Source organism: Bordetella holmesii (assembly GCF_020735985.1).
In the GTDB taxonomy this organism is placed as follows: Bacteria; Pseudomonadota; Gammaproteobacteria; order Burkholderiales; family Burkholderiaceae_B; genus Bordetella; species Bordetella holmesii.
The window spans coordinates 1,464,668-1,477,315 of sequence record NZ_CP085973.1 but is presented as its reverse complement, the minus strand read 5'-3'; the positions used below and the strand labels follow the sequence as shown (position 1 = coordinate 1,477,315).

At 60.2% G+C, this 12,648-nt stretch carries 14 protein-coding genes; 4 read left to right on the top strand and 10 right to left on the bottom strand.

What is annotated here, in order from left to right:
• The first annotated feature begins 284 nt into the window (after nt 1-284).
• Entirely contained in the window at nt 285-749 is a 465-nt protein-coding gene (locus LK440_RS06980) for a tripartite tricarboxylate transporter TctB family protein (protein WP_005019480.1), read from the top strand.
• 6 nt (nt 750-755) lie between these two features.
• Nucleotides 756-2,273 (top strand): tripartite tricarboxylate transporter permease, encoded by a 1,518-nt coding sequence (locus LK440_RS06975; protein ID WP_005013993.1) that lies wholly within the window; start codon nt 756-758, stop codon nt 2,271-2,273.
• A gap of 48 nt (nt 2,274-2,321) precedes the next feature.
• On the opposite strand, the gene LK440_RS06970 is transcribed toward LK440_RS06975, so the two are convergent.
• The 6 genes from LK440_RS06970 to LK440_RS06945 all read right to left on the bottom strand — a co-directional run bounded on the left by LK440_RS06970 (nt 2,322) and on the right by LK440_RS06945 (nt 5,937).
• Complete coding sequence (locus tag LK440_RS06970) at nt 2,322-3,074, bottom strand: amino acid ABC transporter ATP-binding protein (protein WP_005013994.1); 753 nt, start codon at nt 3,072-3,074, stop codon at nt 2,322-2,324.
• A 7-nt stretch (nt 3,075-3,081) separates the two neighbouring features.
• Nucleotides 3,082-3,735 carry an amino acid ABC transporter permease gene (locus tag LK440_RS06965; RefSeq protein ID WP_005013995.1) on the bottom strand — a complete coding sequence of 218 codons (654 nt, stop codon included), beginning with the start codon at nt 3,733-3,735 and terminating at the stop codon, nt 3,082-3,084.
• A gap of 36 nt (nt 3,736-3,771) precedes the next feature.
• Complete coding sequence (locus LK440_RS06960; protein ID WP_025341449.1) at nt 3,772-4,560, bottom strand: amino acid ABC transporter substrate-binding protein; 789 nt, start codon at nt 4,558-4,560, stop codon at nt 3,772-3,774.
• A gap of 117 nt (nt 4,561-4,677) precedes the next feature.
• Nucleotides 4,678-5,259 carry a YceI family protein gene (locus LK440_RS06955; RefSeq protein ID WP_005013997.1) on the bottom strand — a complete coding sequence of 194 codons (582 nt, stop codon included), beginning with the start codon at nt 5,257-5,259 and terminating at the stop codon, nt 4,678-4,680.
• A 92-nt stretch (nt 5,260-5,351) separates the two neighbouring features.
• The gene (locus tag LK440_RS06950; RefSeq protein ID WP_017685581.1) at nt 5,352-5,525 is read right to left on the bottom strand and encodes a hypothetical protein; all 174 of its coding nucleotides are present in this window, start codon (nt 5,523-5,525) and stop codon (nt 5,352-5,354) included.
• A gap of 16 nt (nt 5,526-5,541) precedes the next feature.
• Complete coding sequence (locus LK440_RS06945; RefSeq protein WP_169510518.1) at nt 5,542-5,937, bottom strand: hypothetical protein; 396 nt, start codon at nt 5,935-5,937, stop codon at nt 5,542-5,544.
• A 572-nt stretch (nt 5,938-6,509) separates the two neighbouring features.
• Here LK440_RS06945 and LK440_RS06940 point away from each other — a divergent pair.
• A complete protein-coding gene (locus tag LK440_RS06940) occupies nt 6,510-6,839 on the top strand; it encodes a DUF4148 domain-containing protein (RefSeq protein WP_005014000.1) in 330 nt (109 codons plus the stop codon).
• 419 nt (nt 6,840-7,258) lie between these two features.
• Entirely contained in the window at nt 7,259-8,017 is a 759-nt protein-coding gene (gene yddG / locus LK440_RS06935) for an aromatic amino acid DMT transporter YddG (RefSeq protein ID WP_305954720.1), read from the top strand.
• Nucleotide 8,018: 1 nt separating this feature from the next.
• On the opposite strand, the gene LK440_RS06930 is transcribed toward yddG, so the two are convergent.
• The 4 genes from LK440_RS06930 to LK440_RS06915 are packed head-to-tail and all read right to left on the bottom strand — an operon-like array spanning nt 8,019 to nt 12,576.
• Nucleotides 8,019-8,747 carry an ABC transporter ATP-binding protein gene (locus LK440_RS06930; RefSeq protein ID WP_005014002.1) on the bottom strand — a complete coding sequence of 243 codons (729 nt, stop codon included), beginning with the start codon at nt 8,745-8,747 and terminating at the stop codon, nt 8,019-8,021.
• A complete protein-coding gene (locus tag LK440_RS06925; RefSeq protein WP_005014003.1) occupies nt 8,744-9,508 on the bottom strand; it encodes an ABC transporter ATP-binding protein in 765 nt (254 codons plus the stop codon). The genes LK440_RS06930 and LK440_RS06925 overlap by 4 nt, the downstream gene beginning before the upstream one ends.
• The gene (locus LK440_RS06920) at nt 9,508-11,391 is read right to left on the bottom strand and encodes an ABC transporter permease (protein WP_005014004.1); all 1,884 of its coding nucleotides are present in this window, start codon (nt 11,389-11,391) and stop codon (nt 9,508-9,510) included. Before LK440_RS06920 ends, LK440_RS06925 begins: the two co-directional genes overlap by 1 nt.
• A gap of 12 nt (nt 11,392-11,403) precedes the next feature.
• Nucleotides 11,404-12,576: an ABC transporter substrate-binding protein gene (locus LK440_RS06915; RefSeq protein ID WP_227944827.1), complete on the bottom strand. Its 1,173-nt coding sequence runs from the start codon at nt 12,574-12,576 to the stop codon at nt 11,404-11,406.
• Nucleotides 12,577-12,648: the final 72 nt, after the last annotated feature.

Genomic DNA, 12,648 nt, shown 5'->3' with positions numbered 1-12,648 from the left:
TAGCGGCCCACGCCCCAAAAAGCGGCCTTCGGGCCGTTTTTTTTTATTTATCGCGCCTCAAAATCAATCTAAAAGCCGCTAAATTCGGTCAACGGAATGGCGGTTCGATCTCCTTTCGGCATTGATAGCTAAATGAAAGAAGTAGGTATTTTCCCGTAATTTAACGGCATTTAGCGTATCAATGAAAGCAAAACGCAAGTCTGGACTTTTAGACTGCTGACCTTTTCAACCTAAATTCAGCTTGGCTTCAGACACCCGTCAGCCATGCGAAAGGAGACAAAAGGATGCAGCAGGAATCACGATCCGAGCGCCACGAATGGGCTGCGGGCGGGGCGATGATTGTGTTGGGCCTGGGGGCCTTTGCGCTTGCCACGACCTATCAGCTCGGCACACTCGGGCGCATGGGGCCAGGGATGTTTCCGGCCATTCTGGGAGCGCTACTGGCCCTGCTGGGCGTTGCGATATGGCGGACCCGGCGGCAGGACGGCGCCGAGACAGACGCGGGCCCTGCCCCGTCGCAATGGCGCGGCTGGGCATGCATCACAGCCGGTTTGCTTACCTTCATCCTCCTGGGGCAATACGGAGGCCTGATTCCCGCGACCTTCGGCCTGGTCTTTATTTCTGCGCTCGGCGACCGCCAGCACACGCTAAAAACCGCCGCGCTGCTCGCCGCGGGCGTCACCGCCCTGGGTGTTGCCATCTTCTCATGGGGCCTGCAACTGCAGTTCCCGCTCTTTCGTTGGGGCTGAGACGAGATGGACATTCTGAACAATCTGCTTCACGGTTTCTCTGTCGCCTTTGCCCTGGATAATCTCCTGTGGGCGATCTTCGGTGTCTTCATGGGCAACCTCATCGGCGTGTTGCCGGGCATGGGGGTGCTGGCAGCGATCTCGATACTGCTGCCGCTTACCTATACGATGACCCCGACCGCCGCGCTGGTCATGCTGTCGGGCATCTATTATGGCTCGCAGTATGGCGGCGGTATTACCTCCATCATGCTGAATCTGCCTGGCACTGCCTCCCATGCCGTGGCTTGCCTGGATGGAAACCCGCTGGCGCGTAACGGCAAAGCAGGCTCGGCGCTGTTCATGCTGATGTTCTCGTCGTTCTGCGGCGCGTCAGTCGGTATTCTGGCGATGATTCTGTTCTCGCCTATGTTGGTCGACGTTGCCTTCAAGTTCGGACCCGCCGAGTATTTCTCGATGATGATGCTCGGGCTGCTGGCCGGCGCCACATTGGCCAAGGGCTCGGCGCTCAAGGGTGTGGCCATGGTCGTCGTTGGTCTGCTGTTGGGCGTGGTGGGCACCGATGTCAATACCGGGACCATGCGGTTTCATTTCAGTATCCTGGAGCTCAGCGATGGCTTGCAGATCGTCGCGTTGGCCATGGGCTTGTTTGGCGTGGCGGATTTTCTCAAAAACATCAACCGCATCGGCGACGGGGGCAGCATTGCCAACACCAAGATCAGCATGAGTGCCATGCGTCCGCAGCCGGGAGACATCAAACAGGCGCGCGGCGCGCTCGTGCGCGGCACGGCCATCGGCGCGGCATTCGGGATTTTGCCGGGCACCGGACCCACCATTGCCTCGTTCATCTCCTACGCCACGGAGAAGAAGGTGGCGCGCGAGCCGCAGCGCTTTGGCCATGGAGCGATCGAAGGAATTGCGGGGCCGGAAGCAGCCACCAGCGCCTCGACGCAGACCAGTTTCATCCCTACGATGAGCTTGGGCATCCCGGGGGATCCCGTCATGGCGTTGATGTTGGGCGCACTCATCATTCACGGCATCCAACCGGGTCCGCAGATGATGATTGAGCACGCGGATATGTTCTGGGGCTTGATCGCCAGCTTCTGGGTCGGCAACGTGCTGCTGCTACTGCTGAACCTGCCGCTGATCGGCATGTGGGTGCGCATGCTCAGCGTACCGTTTCGCTATCTCTTTCCGGCGGCGCTGTTCTTTGTGTGCGTTGGCGTCTACAGCACCAACAACAATCTGTTCGATGTCGGCATGGTGACCTTCTTCGGCGTCGTGGGCTACATGCTCATGCGCCTGCGCTTCGAACCTGCCCCGCTGCTATTGGGATTCGTGCTGGGTCCGATGGTCGAAGAGAACTTCCGGCGCGCGTTGCTGCTGTCACGTGGAGATCTATCGATCTTCATTAGCCGCCCAATCAGTCTGGGCTTCATTGTGGCCTGCGCGGGCTTGATCGGCCTGCTGGCCGTATCCGCCTTGCGCCAGCGGCAACGCCGCCGCGCACTGGCGTTGCGGGGCTAGCAAGAGGGGGTCTTGGCGCTTCGGATGCGGGACGCCAAGACCGTTTTTTCAGAGCATCTGCCCCAGGAAAGCACGCGTTCGCGGCTGCTGCGCAGCCTCGAAGAAAACCCGAGCGGCAGCCTCTTCGACAATGCGTCCCTGATCCATGAAGATGACTCGGTGGGCGACTTCGCGTGCAAAGCCCATTTCATGCGTGACGACAAGCATGGTCATGTGCTCCTCGGCCAGATGCCGCATGGTGCGCAGCACTTCGACCGTCAGCTCGGGATCCAACGCCGAAGTCGGCTCATCGAACAACATGATGTCTGGCTCCATGGCCAATGCCCTGGCGATGGCCACGCGTTGTTTCTGCCCACCGGACAGCCTTGCCGGATAGTTGTCCCGCTTGTTGAGCAGGCCGACCTTGCGCAACAATTCTTCCGCCTTGGGTACGATGGCATCGCGCTTCATCCCTTTGACGGTGATGGGCGCTTCGATGACATTTTGCAGCACCGTCATGTGCGGAAAGAGATTGAACGATTGAAAGACCATGCCCATCTTGCGGCAGATGCGCCGAACTTCGACGTCCCTGACATACTCACTGCGACCGCCCGCCACCCCGCGCGCCAAGATCTCTCCTTCGACCGAGATCGCGCCCTCGTCGATGGTTTCAAGGTGGTTCAGGCAGCGCAAGAAGGTGCTTTTTCCCGATCCCGACGGGCCGATCACCGCCACGACTTCGCCTTTGCGCAACGTCAACGAGACCCCATCTAGCACCCTGACCCCGCCAAAGGATTTGACGATGCCGTCGGCCTCGATCATGGGTGGGCTATTGGTCATACTTGGCATAGCGTTTTTCCAAATGCTGGAAGAACCAGGTCAGCACCAAGGTCATGGTGAGATAGAAGGCCGCTGCCACGAGAAATGGCGTGGTGGTGAAGTCGCGTTGCACAATGCCGCGCGCGGTGCGCAAGATGTCATTGAGCGCGAGCACGTAGATCAGCGAAGTGTCCTTGATCAGGGTGATGGTCTCATTGCTCATGGGCGGCAGCACCCTTTGCACCATCTGCGGCAATACAATTCGGCGCAAGGTCTGCAAATAGGTCATCCCCAGCACCTTGCCGCCCTCGTATTGGCCCCGATCCACTGACAAAATACCTGCCCGGAAAATCTCGGCGAAATAGGCGGCGTAGTTAAGCGCGAACGCGACGATGGCTGCGGGAAAGTCGGGCAACCGCACGCCTATGACAGGCACGAAAGGCAGGGCAAAATAAATGAACAGCAGTTGCAGCATCAAAGGCGTGCCGCGCATCAGCCAGATATAGCCGTTGACCAGCCTTGCGAGCAACTTGAACTTGGAAATGCGCGCCAGCGCAAGAACCAGCCCCAGCGGGACCGCCAGAGCCAAGGTAATGAAGAACAGCGACAGCGTGACCTTGGCGCCATCGGCCATTGGTCCCAGCAGAGATATGACGTAGTCCATGCGGAGTACGGGCGGTCAGCTGACCGCCCGTCAGCCTTATTTGATGATGTCGGCGCCGAACCACTGGGTCGCAATACGGCCCGACGTGCCGTCCTGCTTCATGTCGCCCAACGTCTTGTCCAGCTTGCCCAACAGATCCGTGTCGTCCTTGCGCACGCCGACGCCATAGTCTTCGGTGCCGAAGTTCTCATCCAGCACGAGGTATTGACCTTCACGCTTGGAAGCCAGGTATCGCCCCACCACCTCATCGACAACCACGGCATCCAGACGCATAGCCGAAAGATCCATCAATGCGGTCACGTTGTCGCCGAACATCTTCAGCTCTTTCAGGCTCTTGAATACGGTGTCATCTTTCTTGATGGCATCGATGGCGCTGCTGCCGTCCTGGGCGCCGACGACGTGGCCGGCCAGATCCGCGCGGGTTTTGATGGGCGAGTCCACCGCAACCAGAATAATCTGGTGGTTGGCCATGTAAGGAGCCGTGAAGGCAATATTCTTCTTGCGCTCGTCAGTGATCGTCAGCCCGTTCCAGAGCACGTCAACGCGCTTGCCATTGAGTTCGGCTTCTTTGGCGCTCCAGTCAATGGGCTTGAACTCGACCTCCACACCCATACGGCGGCTGGCTTCGCGCGCCATATCGATATCAAAGCCCACCAGCTCGTTCTTCTCGTTCCGGAAACCCATGGGCGGGAAGTTGTCATCCAGGCCGACCACGACCTTCTGGGTCTTGGACGTGGCAGATGCACTGGCCTGCGGAGCGTTATCACTTTGGCCGCACGCAGCGAGCAAAGCAGAAATCATCAAAACAGCGCTGAGTTTTTTCATTTGGATAGGGGCGATGTGCGCAACAAAACGCAGAAACAGATAAGCGCCGCAGCTCTATGCCACGGCAGCGAGCCGAAGCCGCCATTATATCGGCCCCACTACCGCCTTGCCCTGGACTCAACCGGGACGACGCAAGGCCTCAACCTGAATGTTCAGTTTCACTCGCGGTTTGAATCCCATGTTCAGGCCGAAATCCAGGCCGAAGTCGCGGCGATTCAAGGAGGCCGACACGTCTGCCCCACACACCTCCCGATGCTCCATGGGATGAATCATGCAATTGAAATCCTCGATGGTCAGTGTCACCGCACGGGTGACACCACGCAGCGTCAACTCCCCCCGCACCTTCTCAGGTTTGTCGCCATCGAACGCGGTAAAACGGCCTTTGAAGGTCGCCGTGGGATACCTTGCCGCGTCGAAAATGTCAGGTGCTATTGCGTGCCGGTTCATTTCGTCGTGGCCAAAATCCACCGATGCGATGTCGACCTCGATATCGATGCTGCCTGTTTTTGCCTCTCGATCCAACACGACGACGCCCCGGGAACGATTGAACTTGCCGCGCCACGTCGACAGACCTCCCATGTGATCGGCTTCGAAGCTGGGATACGTATGCGACGGCTCGATATCATAGGTAATTGCTGCGGCCTGCGCGGCGTGGGCGGGCGCGGCCAGCGCGACAGCCAGTGCTACCAGGGATCTCATGCTGACTCCTCAAATAATCGGGCCAGCCCGAAGGCTGGCCCCTGTATCGCCCAGTTTACCGTCAGAGCGGGTGTGCGGGGATGGGCGAGAGGTCAGTCCAGCACGTCGATCATCATGCCGGCACCCGCGCCGATCATGGCGCCCGCTGAGCCGTCACCACCCGAGGCACGATCGACCCCGCCACCGATCAGGCCGCCCGCTGCGGTCGCGCAACCGGCCAGCATCAGCACCAGGAGGGCCGCCGCAAATTTGGCTTTCTTGTTCATAGTCCGTCCTCCTTAATTAATGAGACTTTTTGACGAGGTCGCGCCAGATCACACCCATGACCGGGGTGGACAGCTTGTCCGGATTGGCCCGGTACCATGCCGTCACTCGCTCGCTCCACTGCCAGAGATTCATGCCGCTGAGGGCGTCGGTAATGGCTTTGGCCGCACCTGGCGCCGCCTGGTCGCGTCGTTTCGCATACGCATTCTCGGCCACGATCATATTCGCCACGCCGACCAGAAACGCACGGCGCTCCTGATCAGATGCGCCAAGCCAACCGTTGCCATCGACGACGATGGCGCTGCGGGCGGCGGGTTTGGCTGATGCGGCTGGCTCAGCCATCTGGGCCTGGGCTACCCCCAAACTGCCGGCCAGACACGCACCGATCAGCCAGCATTGCATTCGTTTATGCATGTGGACCTCCCTCTATGCGCGTTTCCAGAGCGGAAACGCTTAGGCCGTATCGTCGGCCGTGCATGATCAACCGTTTGCGGTCGACCACTCTGAAGACTGTCTTACCTAAGAGATGGTCCTACTATGCCATAGCCAGCCGCCGCAGCCAAAGGTGAGGGTTTCCTCCCGCACAAAAACGCGTTCGACTGCCGGGCTGTGTGCCAGCTCGGCCACCGGCCCTCAGCCGCTGACTTTTCGTCTCCGCACGCGCGCGCCACCCCCTTAATCCCCTGGTCACGCGCGTTTTGGTGCGTTTCTGTTCGATAAGGCGCCGGGCCAGAAGACGACCCTGCCGCAATTGCCTCTCCTTCGATAGGTCCCTACTTCTTCAGCTTCCAAAAAAACGGATAGTATTGCGGAAAATATTCATCAAGCATCTAATTACATCGATAAATGGAATAATCTTTTCAACTTTACCGGGTTTATCCTAGGTCTTGTTGCATGCACAATGCAGTCATTGGGAAACAAAAACGAACTTTGACGGCACCTCCGCCAGGTCCGCTCCCAGGAACCTAGACCTAAAGGAAACCGCTATGAAAACCCTCACTTCCGCCCTATTGATGTCGATGGCCATGCTGAGCACGGGTGCTTACGCCTCGCAGAACATTGAACCGAACAACGTGCCGTTCCAAGGCGTCTACGGCCAGCAAGAGCAAGGCAAGAGCAACGCTCAAGTGCAACAGGAACTGGCCAATGCCAAGGCGACCGGTCAGTACACCTTTGGCGAAAACGACTATCCGCCCGCCACCGCCATGGCCACTTCGGGCAAGACCCGTCAACAAGTCAGGGACGAGCTGGCTCAAGCCAAGGCCAATGGTGATTACACCTTCGGCGAACTGGACTACCCGCCCCACACGAACTGATTTAGGTAGTAAGCGCGGAGCCACGCGTGATGCAGTAGCAGTACCAGCAAGTGCAAGACCAGCAAGTGCTTTATCCGCAAGTGCAGTAGGTAGTCTTTGCAACACAAAGAAGTAGCAGTGACGAGCCAGAGCATCGGCTCGAGCGACATCCGGGCCAGAACATCGGTCCGGTGCAGTAAAAGGCTAGAACATCGGCCTTTGGCCGGGTAGGTTTCCGTTTGCAATCTCGATTACTATGCGCGCTTGTCCCGATTTGCCGAGTCTGATTTGCCTTCCGCCCCCCCGTCGTCCCGGGCAACCGTAATTGGTCTGCTTGCCGTTGTCTGCTGGAGCGCCGTGGTCGGGCTCATACGCAGTATTGCCGAAGGCTTGTGGGGCCGGCCGGCGGCGCCGCCTGCCTGTTCACCGTCAGCGCCGCGTTGGTTTGCCTGGTCCGCGGCTTGCCGCGGCTGGCCCGCTTTCATCCGGTCTATCTCTACGGCTGCGCAGCGCTGTTTGCCGCCTATGAGATCTGCCTGGCCTTGGCGATCGGCTCGGCACATACCCGGGCGGAAGCTCTCGAGCTGGGCATGATCAATTACCTTTGGCCCAGCCTGACCATCGTGGTGGCAGTGCTGGCCGGGCAGGCGCGCGGCACGTGGGTGTTATGGCCGGGCGCTGCCCTGTCCTTCTTGGGCATCGTCTGGATTACCGGGGCCGGCCAGGCACTGTCGTTCGATCGTATCCATGACAATGTCGCCGGCAATCCGGTGGCCTATGCGCTGGCCTTTGCTGCAGCAGGCCTGTGGGCTGCCTATTCGGTGCTTACCCGCATCTACGGGCGCGGAGATAACGGCGTCGCCCTTTTTTTGCTGATAACTGCCTTGGTCTTATGGCTCAAGCATGGCCTGAGTACCGAGATGGGCGTGTACGAGGCTTTGGTCGCCAATCCCGCAGCCGGCGTGCAAGTCCTGGTGCTGGGCGCCTTGGTGGCCACCGGCTATAGCTGCTGGAATCTGGGTATACAGAAAGGCAATCTGGCCTTTTGGGCCGCTGCTTCCTACTTCACGCCGGTACTGTCAGCCTTGTTGGCTGCCGCATGGTTGCACCAGGATCCCGGTGCGGCATTCTGGCAAGGTGTGGCCATGGTGACTGCCGGGTCCCTGCTATGTTGGCATGCAACCCGGGCGCGCGGCTGATCTACATACTCAAATAGGCGCGCCTGGCCGCCGTATCTGCGGCGAGTTCGTCCATCCCGCCGTGGTAGCAGATCTGGCCTTTTTCTAGTACGTAGGCGCGGTCAGCCACCAGCATGGCAAAGTGCAGGTTCTGCTCCGACAGCAAAATACTCGCGCCTGCGGCCTTCAGTCGCAGAATCATTTGCGCCATCTGCTCGACAATGAGGGGGGCTACTCCCTCCGACGGCTCATCCATCATAATCAGATAAGGGTTGCCCATCAGCGTGCGCGCCACGGCCAGCATCTGTTGTTCGCCACCGCTCATCAGGCCTGCCGGCCTATCGCGCAGCGTGGCCAGATTGGGAAACAGCCGATACATGTCCTGCGGCTGCCAGTTCGCTGCGGCGCTGCCATCCGGCCAGCGCCGCGCCGGCTGGCGGCCCATGTCCAGGTTCTCCGCCACGCTGAGGTCGGTAAATATACGCCGCTCCTCGGGTACGTAACCCAGCCCGAGACGAGCCACTTCGAACGGCCGCATGGTGGAGATATCCCGCCCCATGAAGCGCATGTCGGCATGCCGTCGGCTGACCAATCCCATGATGCTTTTGATCGTGGTGGACTTACCGGCGCCATTGCGCCCCATCAACGCCACCACCTCCCCCCGGCCGACGCAAAGACTGACATCAAACAGCGTGTGGGCCGCACCGTACCAGGCATTGAGGCGCTGGACACTGAGCAAGGTTGGATTCAAGCACGTTCTCCCTGCGCGGCAAACGTGCTGCCCGTGCCGAAATACACCTCCTGGACCCGTGGGTGCTCGCGAATCTCCTTCGCCGATCCCTCAGCGATGAGTCGCCCGCGCGCCAGCACGATGATCCGATCGGCGTAGCCGAACACGACGTCCATACTATGTTCGGTAAAGAGCACCGCCATCCCGCGTTCGGTGACGAGCCTGCGGATCAAGGCCATCAATGACAGCCGTTCGCCCGGTGCCATGCCCGCAGTCGGCTCATCCATCAGCAGCAAAGACGGCTCTCCACCCAGCGCGATGGCCAGTTCGACCCGTTTGACATCGCCATAGGACAACTCGCTGCATGGACGGTCGGCCTGTTCTTGCATGCCAACCTGCGCGAGCAGGGAAAGTGCTTCGGTTCGGTGCTGATCGCACGCCGCACGACCGAAGGCAAACACTTGGCGTTTTTCAGACAGGAGCGCCAGCTGCACGTTCTGCGCTACCGTTATGGACGCAAACGTGGCGGCAATCTGAAACGTGCGCCCCACGCCGAGACGAAATATCTCGCGCGGTTTGCGCCCGACCAGTTCCCGGCCGGCGAGTTGAATTGAACCGGCGCTGGCCGGCAATTGGCCGCCCAGCATGTTGAACAGGGTGGATTTTCCCGCGCCGTTGGGGCCGATGAGCGCGAGCAACTCGCCAGCTCGCAGCTCGAAGCTGATCCCATCGACGGCGCGAACGCCACCAAACGCTTTGGCGAGGTCTTTGACCTGTAACATCATGCTGGCGCCTTGTGGCGCGTAAGCGATCTCCAGATCCCGGCAAGGCCCTGGGGAAAGGCTAGTACGAGCAACAGTATTACGGCCCCCAACAAGGCCCGCCAGTATTCCGTGGCACGCATGACGTAATCCTGCAGCAAGGTAAAGCTGGCTGCCCCCACGACCGGGCCGGCCAGGCTCTGAATGCCGCCAAGCAAGACCATGACCAGGCCGTCGACCGACTTGCCCACCGCCATCACATCAGGAGAGACACTCCCTTTGGAGAAGGCGAACAGCGCTCCCGCGACACCGCCAAACCAACCTGCCACCACAAAGGCGGCCCACTGCACGGCGTTGACATTGATCCCGATGGACTCGGCGCGCAGGCTCGAGTCGCGCGCGGCACGTAGCGCATAGCCAAAAGGCGAGAAAAGGATGTGGCGCAGCGCCCAGAGCGACGCGGCGGCGATGCACAACACGAGATAATAATAGGCCGATCCACCCAGCCAGGACGACGGCCACACGCCGATGATTCCGTTGGACCCGCCCGTGAGCCCATCCCACTGGAACACAACGGACCACATAATCTGTGCAAAGGCCAACGTCAGCATGGCGAGATAGACCCCCGAGAGCCGGACGCAGAACCAGCCGAAGACCAATGCGCCTAGCCCGGCAGCCAATGGCGCGAACAGAAGCGCGGCTTCCATGGGCAGTGCAACGGTCTTGAGCAACAATGCCGCGGCATAGGCGCCCAATCCGAAATAGGCGGCGTGGCCAAAAGAATGCATGCCTGCCGGCCCCATGATGAAGTGCAGGCTGGCGGCGAACAGGACAGCAATCAACATATCCTGCGCCAGCACAACGGCATAAGGCAGCCATGGCGAGACCAGTGGCAGTAAAGCCAGCAGCAGCAGCACGCCGGCAAAGCCAGCTCGCATGCTGCGCGAAGCTCGTCGCAGCGGAGCTTCCGCGGAGGCGCCGCTGCGGCTGACGGCCTGGGGTTTGCCGAACAATCCCCAGGGCCTGGCCACGAGGACGACGGCCATGACGAGAAACTCCACGACCAATGTCAACTTGGAGAACGACACCGTAAAGCCCGCCCAATGCACCGTGCCCAGCGCGATGCACACCGCCTTGAGCTCTGCGATCAGCAATGCCGCAACATACGCACCTGGCAAGGAGCCCAGGCCGCCCACCACCACAACGACGAATGCGTCGCCAATTATGCGCAGATCCAGGCTCAGGCTCGCGGGTTCACGGGGCAACTGCAACGCGCCACCCAGGCCGGCCAACATGGCGCCCAGGGCAAACACACCCGTGAAAAGCCACGCCTGATTGACGCCCAGGGCGCCCAGCATTTCTCTGTCTTGAGCAGCGGCTCGTACAAGGCGGCCCCAACGGGGGCGGGTCAGCAACGCCCAAAGAAGGCCCAGCACCATGGGGCCGGCGACTATCAGCACCAGGTTGTAGGTTGGGTAACGCCGCCCCAGCAGATCGATCGCGCCCTCAAGTCCCGGCGCCCGGGGTCCCAACAAGTCTTCTGCCCCCCAGATCCACAGACAGGCGTCATTGATCAAGAGCACCAGGGCAAATGTGGCCAGCAGTTGAAACAACTCCGGCGCCCGATAGAGACGGCGCAACAGGACCATCTCGATCACTGCGCCCAATGCTCCGACGGCCAGCGCCGCCGCTAGCACTCCGAACCAATAACCGACGGCTCCGCCCCCTATCCATTGCACCAGGGAGTAAGCCCCATACACCCCCAACATATAGAGCGAGCCGTGGGCGAAGTTGACCAGCCGCGTGACGCCAAAGATCAAGGACAGGCCGGCGGCCACCAGAAAAAGCGACGATGCCTCTGCCAGACCGTTGAGCAACTGAACCAGAAACGCGGTAACACTCATGCGTGCGGCCGATCAGTCTGGGCGGTGCAAGGTACGCACTTCGGAGTCCGCAGGCATGACGTCGGCACCGCTGATGTAGCGAAAATCGGTCATGATGCCCTTCCCATCCTTAAGACCCAGCCGGCCGACATAGGCGCCCATTGTGGACTGATGGTCCAGGGCGCGGTATTGAATCGGGCCGAAGGGAATCGTCAGCTCAAGGCTGGCAAAGGCCTTGATCAATGCCTCTGTATCGGCGGAGCCGGCGCGTCGCATGCCCTCGGCCAATGATTTGATGGCGCTGTAGCCCACTACCGATCCGAGCCGTGGGTAATCGTGGAACTTGGCTTCATAGGCCTTGAGGAAAGCCTGATGCTCGGGCGTATCGATGAACTGCCAGGGATAGCCCGTGACGATCCATCCCTGCGGGGTCTCGTCGCGAAAGGTATCCAGGTATTCGGGCTCGCCGGTCAGCACACTCACAACGGGCCGGTCCTTGAACAATCCGCGGGTGTTGCCTTCTCGGACGAACTTGGTCACGTCGGTGGCAAACAGCACATTGAAAATAGCATCGGGCCGGGCGTCGTCCAATGCCTGCACGACGCTGCCGGCGTCGACCTTGCCTAACGGCACGGCCTGCTCCGCGACGAAATCGATGTCCGGGTCAGCGGCCTTCATGAGCGCTTTGAACGTGGCCACGGCGGACTGGCCGTATTCATAATTGGGATAGACGATCGCCCAGCGCTTTTTCTTCAGAGCTACCGCCTGCGGCACCAGCATCGCCACCTGCATGTAAGTCGAGGTGCGCAAGCGATAGGTATATCGGTTGCCCTCCTGCCATACGATTTTGTCGGTCAGCGGCTCGCTGGCGAGAAAAAACACCTTCCTTTGCCGGGCGAAATCGCTCAGAGCCAGACCGATATGCGACAGGAAAGATCCGGTCAGCACATCCACTTTCTCGCGCGACAGCAACTCTTCGGCGGCACGGACGGCTTCGCCCGGAGTGGCATTATCGTCCCGGATGATCAACTCGAGCGGCTTGCCCCCGATGCCACCGGCCTCATTGACCTCGTCCACCGCCAATTGCATCCCTTTGCGGTAAGGCTCGAGAAAGGCGGGCTGAGCCTTGTAGCTGTTAATTTCGCCAATCCGTATGCTGCCTTGTGCCGCTGCAAGAGAGGAAAAAGCCAACATGCCCGCTGCCATCAGCAGGCCAACGCCGCCTGATCCAAGCTTCATTTTCTTACCCATAGTGATTGAAATACGCGCCGGCGCGCG